Source organism: Azospirillum canadense (genome assembly GCF_025961225.1).
Classification (GTDB): Bacteria; Pseudomonadota; Alphaproteobacteria; order Azospirillales; family Azospirillaceae; genus Azospirillum; species Azospirillum canadense.
On sequence record NZ_JAOQNG010000010.1, the window covers coordinates 871016 to 887253 of the forward strand.

Below are 16238 nucleotides of genomic sequence, written 5' to 3' on the forward strand. Positions count from 1 at the left end.
AGGACCGGCGTCCGATCACGCCAGCCACGCCAACGTGTCGCGCAAGCCCTCTTCCAGCGACGTCTCGCAGGCCATGCCGAAGGCAGCGACCAGCCGCGACGGATCGCCGATGGACACGCGGATGTCGCCGGGCCGCGCCGGGCCGGTGCGGCGGTCGAGCGGCTTGCCGGCAACCGCGGCCAGCACCGCCGCCAGCCGATTCACCGAAGTCGACGTGCCGGTGCAGACGTTGTAGACCGGCGCCCCGGCTTGCGGCCGCTCCATGGCCGCGGTCAGGTAGCGCACGAGGTCCTTCACATAGACGAAGTCGCGCACCTGCTCCCCGTCACCGTTGACGGTGATCGGCTCGCCGCGGGCGATGCGGCCGGCGAAGATGGAGATCACGCCGGAATAGGGCGACTTCGGGTCCTGCCGCGGCCCGAACACGTTGAAGAAGCGGAAGCCGGTGGTCGGCACCCCATGCACCCCGTCGGCCACGCGGGCGTGCAGCTCGCAGCCCAGCTTGTCGGCGCCGTAGGCGGACAGGGGGCGGGTCGCGGCGTCCTCCGTCAGCGGCATGTTCGGGTTGTCGCCGTAGACGGCGGCCGAGGAGGCGTAGACGACGGGAACGGGGCCGTCGCCCCTGGCGCGGCGGGCCGCGTCGAACACCGCGATGGTGCCGGACAGGTTGGCGTGGTGCGTCTCCAGCCACGCTTCCCGCGAACGGTCCACGGAGGCGACGGCGGCCAGGTGGAAGCAGCCGTCGACGCCGCTCATCGCCGCGTCGACCGCGGCCGGATCGGCGACGTTGCCGACGGTGACCGGGACCGAGGCCGGCAGGTTTTCCCGCTTGCCGGTGGACAGGTCGTCGAGCACGCGGACGTCGTGCCCGGCGGCCAGCAGGCGTTCGATCAAGTGCGAGCCGATAAAGCCGCAGCCGCCGGTGACGAGATAGCGCGCCATCGTTTCTGCCCTCTGTGATGAAGTGATTAACACATTCGGAGTAACCCGGCCGAACGTTTACGCAATCGGCCGCGGTCCGGATCTCAAGGCACCAAAAAGGTCTCAGACGGCCGGAGCCGGAAGGGTCCGGTCCATGATGCCCACGATCGTCGCCAGGAAGTCCTTCGGCTTGATCGGCTTCGACACGTGCGCGTCGAAGCCGGCGTCGGTGAGACGGCGCTTGTCGGCGGGCGTCGCAAGGTTCGTCACGGCGACCACCGGCGTGGCGGCCAGGGCGGCGTTGGCGCGGATCATCTTGATCAGTTCCACGCCCGAGACGTTCGGCATCACGATGTCCATGACGACGAGGTCCGGAGTCACGTCGCGCATCAGGTCGATGACCAAGCGCGGATCCTCCGCCTCCACCACCGTGTAGCCGCCTTCCTCCAGGCAGCGGACGAACAGCTTGCGCATCAGCACATTGTCCTCGACCACCAGGATGGTCTGCGCCTTGTTCACCGAAGTCATGGCCGTGCTGTCCGCAAGTTGAAAATGGGCGTAGCCACACGCGTGGGTTCGAGGGCTTCGACGCGAGACGCCGCGCAGGCGGCGGTCGCGCACCACCCGCACCGGCTGTGGTCAAGCTGAGATTTACCGAAAACCGGCTGCCCCCGCAACGCGGCCGTGCCCCGTGGTCGGCGCGAATAAAATAGAATTATTCTAAATTTGCAAGCGGATTGAGCGCGCGGGCGGCCATTGCCTGCCCCCTGTGGCCGCTGTGCCGCAACGCTTCAAGACAGCTACCCCGTTCCGATGCCGGCCGGTGGTGACAAGGTCAGGTTGCTGGGTCAGGTTGTCGGGTTCAGGTTGCCGGAGCGGTTACTCGGCGTCATCCGCAGGATCGGCATGACCGGTGCATCTCCGCGCCATCTGGACGAGTTGCACGTCCTTGACGGGATGGTGGAGCACGCCTGCGGCGCAGAGCCGTTCCGCCATCTCCTCCTCCGTCCCCGCGTCGATGAGCACGCAGACGGGAATGTGCGCGAGGTCGGGGTCCTGAAGCAGCGCCGCCCGGAACTCCCACCCGTTCATGCCCGGGTCCTGAAGGTTCAGGCCGAGGAGGATGAGCGCCGGACACACCTCCTCGTTCAGCCGGGCGAGTGCCCCTTGGCCGCCCGCCACCTCCTCGACGTCGAACCCTGCCTTGCGCAGGACCCCCGCCATGTGCGCACGCAGGATCGCGTCGTGCTCGACCACCATGATTCTGCCCATGCCGGTCACCTCCCGCCCATCGGAATCCCTCGCGTCACCGCGGCGGCTGCTCGGCCACCGATTTGGCGTCGCCGAGCCACCACGCGTCGAAGGCCAGCGAGTAGGGCGGCAGCGTGGCCGGCCGCTTCAGGCGGTTCCAGTAGGCAACGCGATAGACGCCCGAATACCACTGCGGCACGACGTAGTGGCCCCACAGCAGAACGCGGTCGAGCGCGGAAACCGCCGCCTTCAGGTCCTCCTCGCTGCCGGCGCTGACCACCTTGCCGATCAGGGCGTCCACCGCCGGATCGCGGATGCCGGCGACGTTCTGGCTACCCGGACGCTCCGCGGCGCTGGAGCCCCAGAATCCCGCCTGCTCGTTGCCCGGCGACAGGGACTGGCCCCAGACATGGACAGTCATGTCGAAGTCGAAATCCCGGATGCGGTTCTCATACTGGGTCGTGTCAACCGTGCGCACGTTGGCCTGGATGCCGAGCCGTTTCAGGTTTTCCACGAAGGGCAGCGTCACGCGCTCGAAGGTCGGGCTGTCCAGCAGGATCTCGAAGGACAGGGGCTGCCCGGTCGCGACCACGACGCGCCGGCCGTTGCGGACGTCGGTCCCGGCCTCGTCGAGCAGGCGCTTGGCCTCCAGAAGGTTGCGGCGCAGCCCATTCTGGCCATCGGTCGACGGTGCCTTGTAGGGCTTCTGAAAGACCTCGTCCGGGATCTTCCCGCGCCAGGGCTCCAGCAGGGCCAGTTCGCGTCCCTGGGGAACGCCCTGCGACTGCAGCGGCGAGTTCTCGAAATAACTCTCCGTCCGCTTGTAGGCGCCGTAGAACAGGGTCTGGTTCGTCCATTCGAAGTCGAAGGCCTGGGCGATGGCCCAGCGCACGCGGCGGTCGGCGAACATCGGGCGGCGCGTGTTGAAGACGAAGCCCTGCATGCCCGCCGGCACCTGGTTCGGGATCTCCTCCCGCACCACCTTGCCGGCCTGGGCGGCGTCGAAGTCGTATCCGGTCGCCCAGGTCTTGGCGACGTTCTCCTGGCGGAAGTCGTACAGCCCGCCGCGAAAGGCCTGGAGCGCCACGCTGGCGTCGCGGAAATACTCGTAGGCCATCGTGTCGAAGTTGTTGCGGCCGACGTTCACGGCCAAGTCCTTGCCCCAATAGTCGGCCACGCGCTCGTAGCTGATGCTGCGGCCGGGATCGAAGGCGGCGATGCGGTAAGGCCCACTGCCGAGCGGCGGCTCCAGCGTCGTCGCCTGGAAGTCCTTGCCCTGCCAGTAATGCTTCGGCAAGACGGGAAGCTGCCCGACGATCAGCGGAAGCTCGCGGTTGTCGCCCGGCTTGAAGGTGAAGCGCACCCGCCGGTCGCCGTCGGCCTCCACCTTGTCCACGGCGGCGTAGTAGCTGCGGTAGAAGGGATGGCTCTCGGTCAGGGTGTGGAAGGTGAAGACCACGTCCTCGGCGGTCACCGGCTTGCCGTCGTGCCAGCGGGCCTGCGGGCGCAGCGTGAAGGCGACCCAGGACCGGTCCTCCGGCACCTCGATGCTCTCGGCCAGTTGCCCGTATTCGGTGAACGGCTCGTCGGCGGAGTTGGCCATCAGCGTGTCGTAGATCATGGTGGCGCCGGCCGCCGGCACGCCCTTCAGGGTGAAGGGGTTCAGCGTGTCGAAGGACCCGATGGCCTGCAACGTGACCTTGCCGCCCTTCGGCGCTCCCGGGTTCACATAGTCGAAATTCTTGAAGTCCGCGCCGTATTTCGGCTCCCCGTAAAGCGCCATGCCATGGCGCGGATCGGCCGCGGCAGGGTGCGCCACCATCAGCGCAATCAGGGTGAAGGCCGCCATCGAAGCGGCCAGCGGACCGGCAATCGCACGCATCTCCGTCTTCCCTCGCTTATCCCCCACCGTCGATAAATCAACAGATGGAGTGCTGGGGTCGGCACGGCGCCCTCTCCTTTCGGAACCTTCAGCCCGGCCGCCGGTTGACGGGAACGCCCACCTGCGAAGGGTCCCCGGCCATGGTCCAGCCCTATCATCCTGTCGACACGCAGCATGTCCTGTTCCTCCTGCGCCAATGGCTGAAGGCGGTGTCGCCGCCGGCCGGGGTCGATTGGCTGGACGACGCCCGCGACACGGTGAACGAGGGCATCGACGACGATGTGTTCACCGCCGCCATCGTGGCGGTGCCGAAGCAGCTCGGTCACGCGCCCCTTCGCCTGACGCAGGAGGACCGGGCGGACGCAGCCAAGGCCCGGCCGGGCTGGCACCCGCAGCGCTGGACCGCCGACGTGGCCGCGCGCGCGGTCCTGCTGCTCAGCTACGACGACAGCGACGGCGAGGCCTACGCGGGGATGGTGACCGGGTTGCTGAAGCTCGGCCGTGGCGAAATCTCCGCGACCATGTTCCGGTGCCTGCCGCTGCTGCCCTACCCGGAGCGGCATCTGTCGTGGGCCACGGCCGCGACACGGTCGGACCACCGGGAGCTGTTCGAGGCCCTCGCGCTCGGCAACCCCTACCCGGCGGAGCGCTTCGACGAGCCGTCCTGGAACAGCCTGATCATGAAGGCGGTGTTCCTGGGCGTGCCGCTCGCCGACGTTGACGGTCTGGACCGCCGGGCGAACCCGATGCTGGCCCGCGAGCTTCGCGACTACGCGCAACAGCGCAAGGACTCAGGGCATCCGGTCGATCCAGGCATCTGGCAAGCCACGGGCTGACGGTCAGAGCGGCAGCCGTCCAAAGGATTACCCTGGCATCGCTCAGGCTTCACCGTCATGGTGCGGCCGACTCCACGCGCCCAGACGCGCGATGCCAGAAGGGAGAAAGAGACCGTGACCGCCGCCTACACCGTTTATGGCCAGTACAATTCCCAGCCGGCGACTCGCGTCGTGCTGTTCCTGTCGATGGCGGGCGAGCCCTTCGCCTACCGCCACGTCGACCTGCGCACCGACCAGCAGAAATCCCCCGGTTACCTCGCGATCAACCGGTTCGGCCGCGTCCCCACCCTGGTGCACGGCGACGTCAGCGTGTCCGAATCGGGCGTGATCCTGACCTATCTTGCGGAAAAGACCGGCAAGTTCGGCGGCCGCGACGAGCGGGAGAAGCTGAAGCTTGCGGAATGGCTGTCCTGGCTGGCCGACGTCCTGCTGCCGGTGCAGCGCGCCCGCGCCGTGCGGCAGTTCAACGGCGACCGCAACGCCCTGCCCTGGCTCGACGCCGCCGCCGCGTCCGGCCTCGCCCAGTTCGACCGGCACCTGGGCGGACGCAGCTTCATCGAAGGCGAGCAGGTCACCATCGCCGACATCTTCGCCTTCCCCTGGATCGACCTTGTGGAGGAGGCGGCCATCGACCTCGCCAAATACCCGAATGTCCAGGCTTGGCACGCCCGCGTGCTGACGCAGCCGGGAGCCAAACGCCAATACGACCTGATGCCCCGTCAGGACGTCGGGTGATAACAAAAAAGCCCCTCTCCCGCTTGGGAGAGGGGCTTTTCCGTTCAAACTTTTACTTCTTGGCGCCGACCGACGTCACGAAGCTGTCGTACGGCAGCTCGGCCACGCGGGCCCACAGCTGGGTCTCTTCCAGGAACGGCTTCCAGTTCTCGTAGATCGTCTTGAAGTTCTGGTTGTTCTTGGAAATCTCGTCGTACAGGTCGAAGGCGATCTTGTGCGCCTGCTCCATCAGGTCGCGCGGGAAGGCGCGCAAGATGGCGCCCTTGGCGACCAGACGCTTCAGCGCCTTGGCGTTCTCCGCGTCGTAGCGGGCCGTCATGTAGGTGTTGGCCTCGGCACAGGCCGCGGTCAGGATCGACTGGTAGGCCTTCGGGAGCTTCTCATACTCCTGCAGGTTGACGTAGAGCGAGACGTTCGGCCCGCCTTCCCACCAACCCGGGTAGTAGTAGTACTTGGCGACCTGATAGAAGCCGAGCTTCTCGTCGTCGTAGGGGCCGACGAACTCGGTCGCGTCGATGGTGCCCTTCTCCAGCGCCGGATAGACGTCGCTGCCCGCGATCTGGGTCGGGGTGGCGCCCATCTTGGTCATGATCTGGCCGGCGATGCCCGCGATGCGGATCTTCAGGCCCTGGAAATCGGCGGCGGTCTTGATTTCCTTGCGGTACCAGCCGCCCATCTGCACGCCGGTGTTGCCCGCGGCGAACTGGATGACGTTGTGGTTCTTCATGAAGGCGCGCATCAGGTCCAGGCCGCCGGCCTGGAGCCAGGCGTTCATCTGGCGCGCGTTCGGGCCGAAGGGGATCGCCGTGTCGAAGGCGAAGGTCGGGTCCTTGCCGACGTAGTAATAGCCGCAGGTGTGGCCGCACTGGACCGAGCCGTTCTGGACGGCGTCGAGCACCTGGAGGCCGGGGACCAGCTCACCGGCGGCGTGGACGCGGATCTGGAACTTGTTGTCGGTGGACTCGGCGACGCGGCGGGCGATGACCTCCGACGCGCCGATCAGGACGTCGGTGCTCTTCGGGAAGCTCGACGCGAGGCGCCACTGGATCTCCGGCTGCGACTGCGCGATGGCCGGGGCGGCCACGCCGGAAACCGCAAGGCCGGCACCCGCTGCCGCCGCACCGGCGCCCGCCGACTTCAGAAACGCACGTCTTTTCACGACTCTATCTCCCATGGGCGTTGCCTCCCCGACGGTTCCAAGGGGCTTGACCGGACGTCTCCGGGACCACTTGTTGCGGGGGATTTTTGACCGGCGTAACAAAGCAGTGTTTTAGAACCGTTTCACCGCATAAATCCGCATGTCTGGTCTACCTTGGTTCAACCAGCGCCGGTGCGAAGCCCAAGGAAAGCCGACAGCGGCGGCAACACCAGCGTCCGGCCGTCGGCGGTGATCTCCGGCACCGGCGCGCCGGGCGGGCGCGGCAGGTCGAGTGCGACAAGTTGCGGCTTGCGCTTCAGTGAGTATTCGGCCGGCTCGTTGGCGAAGTTGAAGACCGCCAGCAGGCTCTCCCCGTCCGCCACACGCTCGAAGGCCAGGACGGAGCCCTTGTCCTCCACGGCCTCCACGCCACCCGCGGTCAGGGCCGCGTGGTTGCGCCGCACGCGGAAGGCCTGCCGCCAGATGTCCAGCGGGCTTCCCGGGCGGCGTTCCTGCGCGTCGACGGCGAGCGCCCTGTGGGCCTCGGCCACCGGCAGCCACGGCTCCCGCGCGGTGGAGAAGCCGGCGTTCGGCGCGTCGGCCCGCCAGGGAATCGGCGTCCGGCTGCCGTCGCGCCCCTGGAACTCCGGCCAGTAGGTAATGCCGAAGGGATCGCGGAGCTGGTGGTGCTCCAGCGCCGCGTTGGGCAGCGCCAACTCCTCGCCCTGGTACAGGCACACGGTGCCGGGCAGCGCCGCGAACAGCGACGCCAGCAGCGCGTTGAAGCGGTCCGGTTCGGCGCCGACCGGCAGCCAGCGGCTCGCCGCCCGTTCCACGTCGTGGTTGGAAAAGCTCCAGCAAATCGCTTCCGGCCTTGGTGAGCCCGCCAGCGCGCTGGCGAAACCCTTAGCGGTGAAGGGCTGCTTGGCCAACGCCAGGGTGTAGGCGGCGTGCAGCCCCTGCGGCCCACAGTAGGAGGCGATGCGCTGGCCGGCGCCGGGCTGGCTCGACAGCTCGCCCAGCAAGACCCGCCCCGGGTAGCGGTCCACCACCGCGCGCAGCCGCGCCACCACATCGCGCACCGAGGGGTGCATCATGTCGTAGAGGTGCCGTTGCAGCGCAAAGGGCTTCAGCGGCGGCTCCGGCGCATTCCACACGACCGAGGGGTTGGAGCGCAGCTGCGGGTCATGCGCGAAGAAGTCCACCGCGTCGATGCGGAAGCCGTCCACGCCGCGTTCCAGCCAGAAGGCCGCGGTGTCGCACAGCGCCTGCAGCACGGCCTCGTTGTGCAGGTTCAGCGACGGCTGGCTGGACAGGAAATGGTGCAGGTAATACTGGCGCCGCCGCGGTTCCCAGGTCCAGGCCGCGCCGCCGAACACCGACAGCCAGTTGTTGGGCGGCGTGCCGTCCGGCCGCGGATCGGCCCAGACGTACCAGTCCGCGAACTCCCCGTCGCGGGCCCGGCGGCTGGCATCGAACCAGGGATGCGCGTCCGACGTGTGGCCGCAGACCAGGTCGACGATGACCTTCAGCCCCCGCAGATGCGCCTTGTGCACGATGTGGTCGAAGGTCGCCAGCCGACCCATGCGCGGGTCGACGGCGCGGTGGTCGGTGATGTCGTAGCCGAAATCCTTCAGCGGCGACGGGTAGAAAGGGCTGATCCACACCCCGTCCACACCCAGCGACGCAACATGGTTGATGCCGTCCAGCACACCGTCGAGGTCGCCCCAGCCGTCGCCGTTTCCGTCGAGGAAGCTAAGGGGATAGATCTGGTAAAGGGCCGCACCGCGCAGCCAAGACGAACCCTGGGACATCGACGCACTCCGCACGAAACCTGTGCGAAGGGTCGGCCCCTCCCCCTAACGATTGGTTACCCGGCTATTTTTGGTCACCGGGCCTTTTCTGGTCGCCATATGGCAGGCGAAGCCACGGCGCCCAAGCTTGCCGCACCATTCCGGTCCAAGCCTGCGTCCAGGCCTGCATCGGTGCCGCCCACAGCGCCATCATCGGGTTCGCCATCATCGGATTCACACCGGGATTCCGCATCATCTGGCCCAGCAGCGCCGGCCCGAACAGACCGAGTGCCGCGTCGAAGGACGGGGTCGCCGTGATCTGCAACGCGATGATTTCGGCCCCGCGCTCCGGGTCCTCGCGGTGAAGGATCTGGATGTCCATGTTGGGCAGGGCGGCGGTCAGCTTGGTCTCTTCCATCGTCACTCTCCCAAAGGGGGCCGGCGGGCAGGATAAGGCTTTTGCATGTGCGAAGATACCTTTCGCCGCGGGACGCCCAGCCACGCCGCGCAACCAAAAAGCTCCGCCCCCGTTGAAAGGAAGAATTCCGCCAAAAGGTTCCGCCATGGATGGCTCCCTCCCCAACGACCTGCAAGCCGATTCGAAAGAGGCCGCGGCCTGCGCCGGCCTGATCTACGTCTCCGACGAGGAGCCGGGCATCCGCCGGCGCCGGGCCGGCAAGGGCTTTACCTACAAGTGGCCGGACGGGCAGACGGTGACGGAGGAGGACACGCTGGCGCGCATCCGCAAGCTGGCCATCCCCCCGGCCTATCGCGACGTCTGGATCTGCACGGAACCGGAGGGTCACCTCCAGGCCACCGGGCGCGATGACAAGGGCCGCAAGCAGTACCGCTACCATCCCCGTTGGACCGAAGTGCGTGAGGGCACGAAGTTCGGCCGCATGTTGGAGTTCTGCCGCGCCCTGCCCACCATCCGCCAGCATGTGGACGAGGATCTGTCCCGGCGCGGGCTGCCGCGGGAAAAGGTGCTGGCGACCGTCGTCCGCCTGCTGGAAACCACGCTGATCCGCGTCGGCAACGAGACCTACGCCCGCGAGAACCAGAGCTACGGCCTGACCACGCTCCGCGACGACCACGCGGACATCGATGGCTCGGAGATCCGCTTCTCCTTCAAGGGAAAGTCGGGAAAGGAGTGGAACGTCTCGCTGAAGGACCGCCGGCTCGCCCGCGTCGTCCGCGCCTGCCAGGACGTCCCCGGAGAGGAGCTGTTCCAGTATGTGGACGCCGACAAGCAGCGTCACGCCATCACGTCGAGCGACGTGAACGACTATCTGCGCTCCATCACCGGCCAGGATTTCACCGCCAAGGACTTCCGCACCTGGGCCGGCACCGTGCTCGCCGCCATGGCGCTGAAAGAGTTCGAAAGCTTCGACAACAAGACCAAAGCGAAGCGCAACGTCACCCGCGCCATCGAGCAAGTGGCGTCCCGCCTCGGCAACACGGCCAGCGTCTGCCGCAAGAGCTACGTGCACCCGGAGGTGCTGGACGCCTATCTGGAAGGCGACCTGCTGCAATCGCTGAAGCGCGAGGTGGAGACGGAGCTTCGCGAGGAGCTGTCCGGGCTCGACGCGGAGGAAGCGGCGGTGCTGGCTTTCCTGCGCGAACGGCTGGAACGGGAAACCCGCGCCCGCGCCAGCGAGGGTGCAAGGCGGCGCAATGGGCAGCGCAACGCCGCGTGAACCCGGCTGTTCTCGTGAAAGAGAAATCCCCGCTTATGGGAAAAGAACCGGGAGAACCGCCATGGCAAAGACGACGACCGACCACGACGAGATCCGCCATTGGGCCGAAAGCCACGGGGGCAAGCCCGCCGTCGTGCGCAGCACCCACCATGAAGACGCCAAAAGCCGGGGCACAAAGAGCCGCAAGACCGGCGTCGGCCTGCTGCGCCTGATGTTCCCGAAGGCCCGCCAGTCCGACCACGACGAACTGGAAGAGATCCAGTGGGACGAGTTCTTCAAGCAATTCGAGGATTCGAAGCTGGCGCTGCTCTATGAGGAGGGCTCCAACTTCAACAAGCTGATCGGCCGCGACACCGCCGAGAAACGCGAACACGGCGACCACAAGGCCGCACGGCATTGAGGTGGTTGGGGTGGTCGCGTGGGTTCTGGCGACCACCCTCCCCGTCACCGCACCTCGCGCGCCCGCCCTGCATCACCCCACGGCAGCATCCGCGCCAGCACGCCGTCCTTCAGCACATACTGGTGGAACATGGCGGCGGCGGCGTGCAGGCCGGCGACGATCATGATCAGGTTGCCGAGAACCTCGTGCGCCTCTTCCAACTGGTGGCCGAGGTCCTTGTTCTCGCCCAGCAGGGCCGGCAGGGTGAACAGGCCCCAGACCTCGACCGGGCGGCCCTTGGCCTGCGACATCAGGACCCCGACGACCGGCACGGCGATCATCAGGACATAGAGCGCGACGTGTCCGCCCTTGGCGGCCAGCGCCATCAGCGGCGACGTGCCCGTGGGCAGGGCCGGCGGCGGGCTGATCCGGCGCCAGACGAGCCGCAGGACCACGAGCAGAATCACGGTGGCGCCCACCGATTTGTGCACGCCCATGAGCGCGGTGCGCTCCGCTCCGCGGGGCATGCCGTCCACGACCTGGATCAGGACGAAGGCGGTGATGATCAGCAGCGCGATCGCCCAGTGCAGGGCTTGCATCGGCAGGTCGTAGCGATCCCTTCCGGAACCGGATGCGGCGGGGTTGGACATGGTCGTCCTCCGTTTAGCAGAAGCGTTCGTTCCGACCATCCTGGACGCCCGTAGCTGAACCTTGTCTGAACGGGCGCGCCGACCCGGACAAATCAGGCCGGTGTCGCCTCCACCACCACCTCCGTCGCGGGCAGCAGGCGGCGGACGGTCAGGCAGACGACGTCGCCGGCTAGGCCGTGGGCACCCACGTGAGCGCCCAGCGCGTGCAGCACGGTTTCGATCCGGTCGCGCGCCGAACGGCCATGGCCGTGCGCCAGGGCGGCGGCCAGCCGCTCCTCCCCGAAGGGCTCGCGTTCCGCGTTGGGCGCCTTCACCAGACCGTCGGTGCAGAGGAACAGCGTGTCCTCCTGGTCGAGCCGGATGATCGCCTCCCCGTATGGCACGCCCTTCCGGACGCCCAGCGCCGGGCCGCCGGCGTCGGCCAGCGCCAGCACCGTGCCGTCGGCCAGCACCCGGCAGGGCGCGCGGTTGCCGGCGCTGGAATGGCGCAGCATGCCGGTGCTGCGGTCGTAAAGCGCCACGAAAGCGGTGGCGAAGCCGTCGAAGGGGCTCTGCCCGCACAGCAGGTCGTTGGCGCCCGCCAGGATCGCGGACGGGGTGGAATCGGCACGCACCAGCTCGCGGATGGCGCCGCGGACCAGCAGCATCAGGAAGGCCGCCGGAACCCCGCCGCCGGACACGCCGGCGACCACCATCAGGGTGCGGGTCTCGTCCAACTCGATCACGTCGTAGAAATCGCCGCTGACGGTGGCGCCGGGAACCAGCAGGCCGTAGAACTGGCTGTCGCGCCCGGTGGGGAGCTGGCGCGGCAGCAGGCTCGCCTGCACGTCGCGGGCGGCGCGCTGCTCCTCCTCGATCAGGCATTCGGCGGCGGCGAGCTTCTCGGACTTGGTCTCCAACTCGGCCGACTTCATGACCAGCTGGGCGTCCAGCGTCTCCTCGCGGGCGCTCGCCTCCAGCGCCATGGTGCGGAAGACGCGGGCCAGCCGGCCCATCTCGTCGTTGCGCTCCATCGCGTCGTTCAGGGTGAAGGGGTTGAAGCGCCCGGCCTCCACAGCGGCCACGGCTTCGCCCAACCGCTCGATCGGGGCCATCTGGCGGCGCGCGAAGCGGACCGCGGCGGCGATGCCGAGCCCGAGCACCACGACCCCGATCAGCACGCCGACCTTGGCCTCCCGCGCGACGACGGCCGACGCGTCGGCGGCCGGCACGCGCACCACGGCGATGCCGGCGCCCTGCCCGCCCGTGGCCTTCACCGGGGCGAAGGCGGTCAGGAAAGCGCCCTGGCGCAGCGTGCGGACCTCGCCCGCGCCCGCCGCGGCCTTCGCGGCCTCAATGGCGGCGTCGGACAGCGGCCCGCCCTCGCCGGGCGCGGCGGCGCGCACCAGCTGACGTCCCGCATTGTCGAGCAGCCAGACGCCATCAACGGCCTTGGTGGCGACAAAGGCCTCCATCAGCCCGTCGACGCCCGCCTTGCGGGCGATGTCGCCCAGCCGCCGGACATCAGCGCCGACCTGCACGATGCGCGGCTTGTCCACGCCCGCCACGCCGGCGAACTTCATCAGCTTTCCACCCTCGGTCGCGGCGTCGGTCACGACCCTCTCCGGCGCGCGGTTCAGCAAGCCGTAGAAGGGCGCGTGCTGCGGTTGCGCCTTGGCGTCGGACCCGAAGGTGATGTCCGGGCCCGGCAGGTTGTGGATGTAGGCGCGGCCGCGGTTGTCGGTCACCCACACCTCATCGGGGCCGCCGGCCTCGGCAATCGCCTTGAAGCGGTCGCTGATCGGCTTCGGCGCGGCCTTCGCCCCTTCCATCAGGGCGACGATGTGCGCGGACAGCGTCGCCTCCGACAGCAGGCGTTCGCCCAGCAGGGCCTCCACGTCGCGCGGAATCTCGCGCGCCTGGACCGCCGACCGGGCGAGCAGCGCCGCGGCGAGGCGGCTGTCCGTCTCGATCCGGGCGAGCATGGAAGCGTGCGTCGTCCAGGCCAGCATCGCCGTGATCGACAGCACCGCCAGAGTGACCAGCCCGGTGATCAGAAGGATCAAACGCCCTTGAAAGGTCATGGAGGAGACCCGCCTCTTCAGCCAACCGCAGGATGCGGGCCGGCCTCGCTCCGCCGCCCGGAAAAGGCAAGGGATTCGAGACAAATCACCGGTCCGCTCCCCCCGGTTCTACCGGGGCAACGGGCGGGAGTCCAGGAGAGGCGGGGTCGCAGGCTGTAACCGTTCAGTACCAGTAGCCGCCCAGCCGGTACCGCGGCCGTCGCACCGCCCGCGGCAGGCCGAGGGGAACCGGCGTGCGGTCGAGCCCCGGAAAGGCGCACGCCGGGGGCCGCCGGCCGGCACCCAGTTCCATCAGGCGGCGGACGCGTTCCTTCGTGTGGGGATGGGTGCGCAGCAGGGACGGGATGGCCGGGGTGCGCCGGCCGGGAAAAAAGGGCACCTCCCACGGGCCACGCTGCAGCCCGTCGATGCGGGCCAGCGCTGTGGCAATCCCTTCCGGGTCGCCGGTCAGGTGGGCGGCGTCGAGGTCGGCGTCGAACTCCCGTGTCCGCGCCAGGGCGAGCTGCATCAGCGCCCCGCCCCAGGGTGCGGCGATCAGCAGCAGGATGAGCAGCCAGGGCGTCGCCTCCGGCTGCATCACCAGCAGCGGAAGGTTGATAATCAGCAGCGCGATCCCGAACAGCGACATCAGCCGCGTCAGGTTGGTCACCGTGTCGGCGAGGCCCATGACGGCAAGGTCGTTGTTGCGGATGTGGCTGATCTCGTGCGCCAGCACGCCGGCCAGTTCGCGCAAGTCCAGGGTGCGGAGCAGCCCGTCCGTCACGGCGATGGCCGACTGCCGGCGGCGCCCGACGGCGAAGGCGTTCAGGGTGGGGCTGGCGATGTACCACAGCTCCGGCGGGGCCGGCAGGCCCGCACGGCGCGCGATGACGCCCACCGTCTCGAACAGGCGCGGCGCGTCGGCGTAGGACAGCCGGCGGGCGCCGAACATGCCCAGGATCACGCGCGGCGACAGGCGTGGGCTGAGCAGAAGGCTAATGCCGCCGCCGGCCAGTGCCCACATCACCCCGTCCGACCCGGCGAGGATCCAGCCGCACATCCCCAGCATCAGCACCATCCCGCCGAGCAGCAGCAGGGATTGCACGAGGTTGCCGATCTTGTGGCGCCGCCGCAGCCCGGCGACCGCCCCGTCGGTGGACGCAAAAGCCATGAACCGCCTTCCGGATTTCGTGAACTGGACCTCTTCGACGAAAAGGCACGGAAGAACATGTTGTGGCGGTTAGCCCGGCCGTCATCCCCGCCGCAAGCACAGGGGACTTGCACGGCCTGTAGCGTCGACCCTCTTGATTTGGCCGCCGGCGTTGAACACATACACGCCAGACGTGCTCAAAAATCCCTGTCGATGGCCAATGGTCGCCGCCATGAGCAATCCCTACGAGATCCTCGGCGTATCATCCACCGCTTCCGATGACGACATCCGGAAGGCGTACCGCAAGCTCGCCAAGAAATACCACCCCGACCTGAATCCCGGGAAGGAAGAGGCGGAGCAGCGCTTTAAGGACATCAGCGCCGCCTATTCCCTCCTGTCGGATGCGGAGAAGCGCGCGCGCTTCGACCGCGGCGAGATCGACTCCTCCGGGCAGGAACGGCCGCAGCGCCAATACTACCGCGATTTCGCGGAAGGCCCCGGCGGTGCGCGCTACAGCCACGCGGAAGGCTTCGCCTCAGACGACTTGGAGAACATCTTCTCCGACCTCTTCGGCGGACGGGGCTTTGCGCGCGGGCATGGCGCCGGCGGCGGGTCGATGCCGATGAAGGGCGGCAATCTCAGCCTCGCGCTGACCGTCGATTTCGTCGACGCGGCCAAAGGCGGCAAGCAGCGCGTCACCATGCCCGACGGCAAGACTCTGGACATCGACCTGCCCGCCGGGCTGGAGGACCACGCGACCATCCGCCTGAAGGGCAAGGGCTTGCCCGGCGTGAACGGCGGGCCGCCGGGCGACGCGCTGATCACCATCACCGTCGCCCCGCACCCCTGGTTCCGGCGTGAGGGCGACGACGTCCACCTCGACCTGCCGGTGACGCTGGCGGAGGCGGTGCTGGGCGGCAAGGTGCGCGTTCCCACCATCGACGGCGCGGTGATGCTGACCGTGCCGAAGGGGGCCAACAACGGGACGCGGCTGCGGTTGAAGGGCAAGGGCATTCCCGATCCGCAAAAGAACGCCCGCGGCGACCAGTATGTGACGGTGCGCATCGCGCTGCCCGACGAGACCGATCCGGCGTTGGAAGAGTTCGTGCGGGGCTGGTCGGCGGACTACAACCCGCGCCGCGCCATGGAATCCGCCTAGAACGGGCCGCTTGAGTGGAGGCCGCAGGATGGCACAGAGGACGGAAGAGGTTCTGATGGTCTGTCGGCGGGTCAACGCCCGCGACCTGACGCTGTGGGTGGAGCGGCACTGGGTTCGTCCGCAGCACGAAGGCGGCGCCCTTCTGTTCAGCGAGGCGGACGTCGCGCGGGTCGAGATGATCTGCGACCTGCGGGAGGATCTGGCGCTCGACGACGAGGCGATGCCGGTCGTTCTGTCTTTGCTGGATTCGGTCTATGCCCTGCGGCGGCGTCTGCGCGTCCTGGCCGGGGCGATCGGCCAGCTTCCGCCCGAAGCGCGCGATGTGCTGCGCGAGGAGTTGCGGAAACTGGAGGAGGAGTAGGTCAGCAGCGCACCCCGAAGGCGCGGCCGCTCAGCGCGATGTCCTGGTTGAAGCCCTCGGCGACCCGGTCGTTGCCGCCGGAGAGGAGGCAGAGCGTCACGTTGATGGCGCAGAGGATGGCGTGGTCGATCTGTTCCGGCTGGGCGTTGTGGCGCTTGATGGCTTTAAGGGCGCGGGATACCGATTGGGCCATGACGCAAGTTCCAATGGTGTGGCGTTGATGGGCGGGTTCGTCGATGAAGAC

17 protein-coding genes are annotated in these 16238 nt (G+C 68.3%); 6 read left to right on the forward strand and 11 right to left on the reverse strand.

The window, feature by feature from the left end; genetic code table 11:
* Positions 1–15: 15 nt before the first annotated feature.
* From M2351_RS39720 to M2351_RS39735, 4 genes are all read right to left on the reverse strand, one after another.
* Positions 16–942 carry an NAD-dependent epimerase/dehydratase family protein gene (locus M2351_RS39720; protein WP_264661474.1) on the reverse strand — a complete coding sequence of 309 codons (927 nt, stop codon included), beginning with the start codon at positions 940–942 and terminating at the stop codon, positions 16–18.
* Between the two features lie 102 nt (positions 943–1044).
* Positions 1045–1449: a response regulator gene (locus tag M2351_RS39725; protein WP_264661475.1), complete on the reverse strand. Its 405-nt coding sequence runs from the start codon at positions 1447–1449 to the stop codon at positions 1045–1047.
* Positions 1450–1800: 351 nt separating this feature from the next.
* Positions 1801–2193, reverse strand: coding sequence for a response regulator (locus tag M2351_RS39730; RefSeq protein ID WP_264661476.1), 393 nt, complete (start codon positions 2191–2193; stop codon positions 1801–1803).
* A gap of 34 nt (positions 2194–2227) precedes the next feature.
* Positions 2228–4054 carry an extracellular solute-binding protein gene (locus tag M2351_RS39735; protein WP_264661477.1) on the reverse strand — a complete coding sequence of 609 codons (1827 nt, stop codon included), beginning with the start codon at positions 4052–4054 and terminating at the stop codon, positions 2228–2230.
* A 140-nt stretch (positions 4055–4194) separates the two neighbouring features.
* Between M2351_RS39735 and M2351_RS39740 the strand changes: the two genes are divergently transcribed.
* Together M2351_RS39740 and M2351_RS39745 are read left to right on the forward strand one after the other, a co-directional pair.
* The gene (locus M2351_RS39740) at positions 4195–4890 is read left to right on the forward strand and encodes an EboA domain-containing protein (protein ID WP_264661478.1); all 696 of its coding nucleotides are present in this window, start codon (positions 4195–4197) and stop codon (positions 4888–4890) included.
* 114 nt (positions 4891–5004) lie between these two features.
* A complete protein-coding gene (locus M2351_RS39745; protein ID WP_264661479.1) occupies positions 5005–5625 on the forward strand; it encodes a glutathione S-transferase family protein in 621 nt (206 codons plus the stop codon).
* A gap of 52 nt (positions 5626–5677) precedes the next feature.
* Here M2351_RS39745 and M2351_RS39750 read toward each other — a convergent pair whose 3' ends face one another.
* The 3 genes from M2351_RS39750 to M2351_RS39760 all read right to left on the reverse strand — a co-directional run bounded on the left by M2351_RS39750 (position 5678) and on the right by M2351_RS39760 (position 8974).
* Complete coding sequence (locus M2351_RS39750) at positions 5678–6784, reverse strand: TRAP transporter substrate-binding protein (protein ID WP_264661480.1); 1107 nt, start codon at positions 6782–6784, stop codon at positions 5678–5680.
* A 158-nt stretch (positions 6785–6942) separates the two neighbouring features.
* Positions 6943–8577, reverse strand: coding sequence for an alpha-amylase family glycosyl hydrolase (locus tag M2351_RS39755; RefSeq protein ID WP_264661481.1), 1635 nt, complete (start codon positions 8575–8577; stop codon positions 6943–6945).
* Between the two features lie 64 nt (positions 8578–8641).
* Positions 8642–8974 (reverse strand): hypothetical protein, encoded by a 333-nt coding sequence (locus M2351_RS39760; RefSeq protein WP_264661482.1) that lies wholly within the window; start codon positions 8972–8974, stop codon positions 8642–8644.
* 145 nt (positions 8975–9119) lie between these two features.
* On the opposite strand from M2351_RS39760, the gene M2351_RS39765 reads away from it, so the two are divergent.
* Together M2351_RS39765 and M2351_RS39770 are read left to right on the forward strand one after the other, a co-directional pair.
* Positions 9120–10253: a DNA topoisomerase IB gene (locus M2351_RS39765; RefSeq protein ID WP_264661483.1), complete on the forward strand. Its 1134-nt coding sequence runs from the start codon at positions 9120–9122 to the stop codon at positions 10251–10253.
* A gap of 61 nt (positions 10254–10314) precedes the next feature.
* Positions 10315–10653: a hypothetical protein gene (locus M2351_RS39770; RefSeq protein ID WP_264661484.1), complete on the forward strand. Its 339-nt coding sequence runs from the start codon at positions 10315–10317 to the stop codon at positions 10651–10653.
* Between the two features lie 44 nt (positions 10654–10697).
* Here M2351_RS39770 and M2351_RS39775 read toward each other — a convergent pair whose 3' ends face one another.
* The 3 genes from M2351_RS39775 to M2351_RS39785 form a co-directional block, all read right to left on the reverse strand.
* Entirely contained in the window at positions 10698–11282 is a 585-nt protein-coding gene (locus M2351_RS39775) for a cytochrome b (protein WP_264661485.1), read from the reverse strand.
* 92 nt (positions 11283–11374) lie between these two features.
* The gene (locus M2351_RS39780; RefSeq protein WP_264661486.1) at positions 11375–13345 is read right to left on the reverse strand and encodes a PP2C family protein-serine/threonine phosphatase; all 1971 of its coding nucleotides are present in this window, start codon (positions 13343–13345) and stop codon (positions 11375–11377) included.
* A 163-nt stretch (positions 13346–13508) separates the two neighbouring features.
* Positions 13509–14495, reverse strand: coding sequence for a zinc metalloprotease HtpX (locus tag M2351_RS39785; protein ID WP_264661487.1), 987 nt, complete (start codon positions 14493–14495; stop codon positions 13509–13511).
* Between the two features lie 211 nt (positions 14496–14706).
* On the opposite strand from M2351_RS39785, the gene M2351_RS39790 reads away from it, so the two are divergent.
* Both M2351_RS39790 and M2351_RS39795 read left to right on the forward strand, forming a co-directional pair.
* Entirely contained in the window at positions 14707–15633 is a 927-nt protein-coding gene (locus tag M2351_RS39790) for a DnaJ C-terminal domain-containing protein (protein ID WP_264661488.1), read from the forward strand.
* Positions 15634–15661: 28 nt separating this feature from the next.
* Positions 15662–15994: a chaperone modulator CbpM gene (locus tag M2351_RS39795; RefSeq protein ID WP_264661489.1), complete on the forward strand. Its 333-nt coding sequence runs from the start codon at positions 15662–15664 to the stop codon at positions 15992–15994.
* A 1-nt stretch (position 15995) separates the two neighbouring features.
* Here M2351_RS39795 and M2351_RS39800 read toward each other — a convergent pair whose 3' ends face one another.
* Entirely contained in the window at positions 15996–16187 is a 192-nt protein-coding gene (locus tag M2351_RS39800; protein ID WP_264661490.1) for a hypothetical protein, read from the reverse strand.
* Positions 16188–16238: the final 51 nt, after the last annotated feature.

Excerpts from the sequence above, each read along its gene's own strand:
- M2351_RS39755 (WP_264661481.1), bottom strand. The coding sequence starts at position 8,577 with ATGTCCCAGGGTTCGTCTTGGCTGCGCGGTGCGGCCCTTTACCAGATC.
- M2351_RS39725 (WP_264661475.1), bottom strand. The coding sequence starts at position 1,449 with ATGACTTCGGTGAACAAGGCGCAGACCATCCTGGTGGTCGAGGACAAT.
- M2351_RS39730 (WP_264661476.1), bottom strand. The coding sequence starts at position 2,193 with ATGGGCAGAATCATGGTGGTCGAGCACGACGCGATCCTGCGTGCGCAC.
- M2351_RS39770 (WP_264661484.1), top strand. The coding sequence starts at position 10,315 with ATGGCAAAGACGACGACCGACCACGACGAGATCCGCCATTGGGCCGAA.
- M2351_RS39740 (WP_264661478.1), top strand. The coding sequence starts at position 4,195 with ATGGTCCAGCCCTATCATCCTGTCGACACGCAGCATGTCCTGTTCCTC.
- M2351_RS39780 (WP_264661486.1), bottom strand. The coding sequence starts at position 13,345 with ATGACCTTTCAAGGGCGTTTGATCCTTCTGATCACCGGGCTGGTCACT.
- M2351_RS39720 (WP_264661474.1), bottom strand. The coding sequence starts at position 942 with ATGGCGCGCTATCTCGTCACCGGCGGCTGCGGCTTTATCGGCTCGCAC.
- M2351_RS39795 (WP_264661489.1), top strand. The coding sequence starts at position 15,662 with ATGGCACAGAGGACGGAAGAGGTTCTGATGGTCTGTCGGCGGGTCAAC.
- M2351_RS39785 (WP_264661487.1), bottom strand. The coding sequence starts at position 14,495 with ATGGCTTTTGCGTCCACCGACGGGGCGGTCGCCGGGCTGCGGCGGCGC.
- M2351_RS39735 (WP_264661477.1), bottom strand. The coding sequence starts at position 4,054 with ATGCGTGCGATTGCCGGTCCGCTGGCCGCTTCGATGGCGGCCTTCACC.
- M2351_RS39800 (WP_264661490.1), bottom strand. The coding sequence starts at position 16,187 with ATGGCCCAATCGGTATCCCGCGCCCTTAAAGCCATCAAGCGCCACAAC.
- M2351_RS39760 (WP_264661482.1), bottom strand. The coding sequence starts at position 8,974 with ATGGAAGAGACCAAGCTGACCGCCGCCCTGCCCAACATGGACATCCAG.
- M2351_RS39775 (WP_264661485.1), bottom strand. The coding sequence starts at position 11,282 with ATGTCCAACCCCGCCGCATCCGGTTCCGGAAGGGATCGCTACGACCTG.
- M2351_RS39790 (WP_264661488.1), top strand. The coding sequence starts at position 14,707 with ATGAGCAATCCCTACGAGATCCTCGGCGTATCATCCACCGCTTCCGAT.
- M2351_RS39765 (WP_264661483.1), top strand. The coding sequence starts at position 9,120 with ATGGATGGCTCCCTCCCCAACGACCTGCAAGCCGATTCGAAAGAGGCC.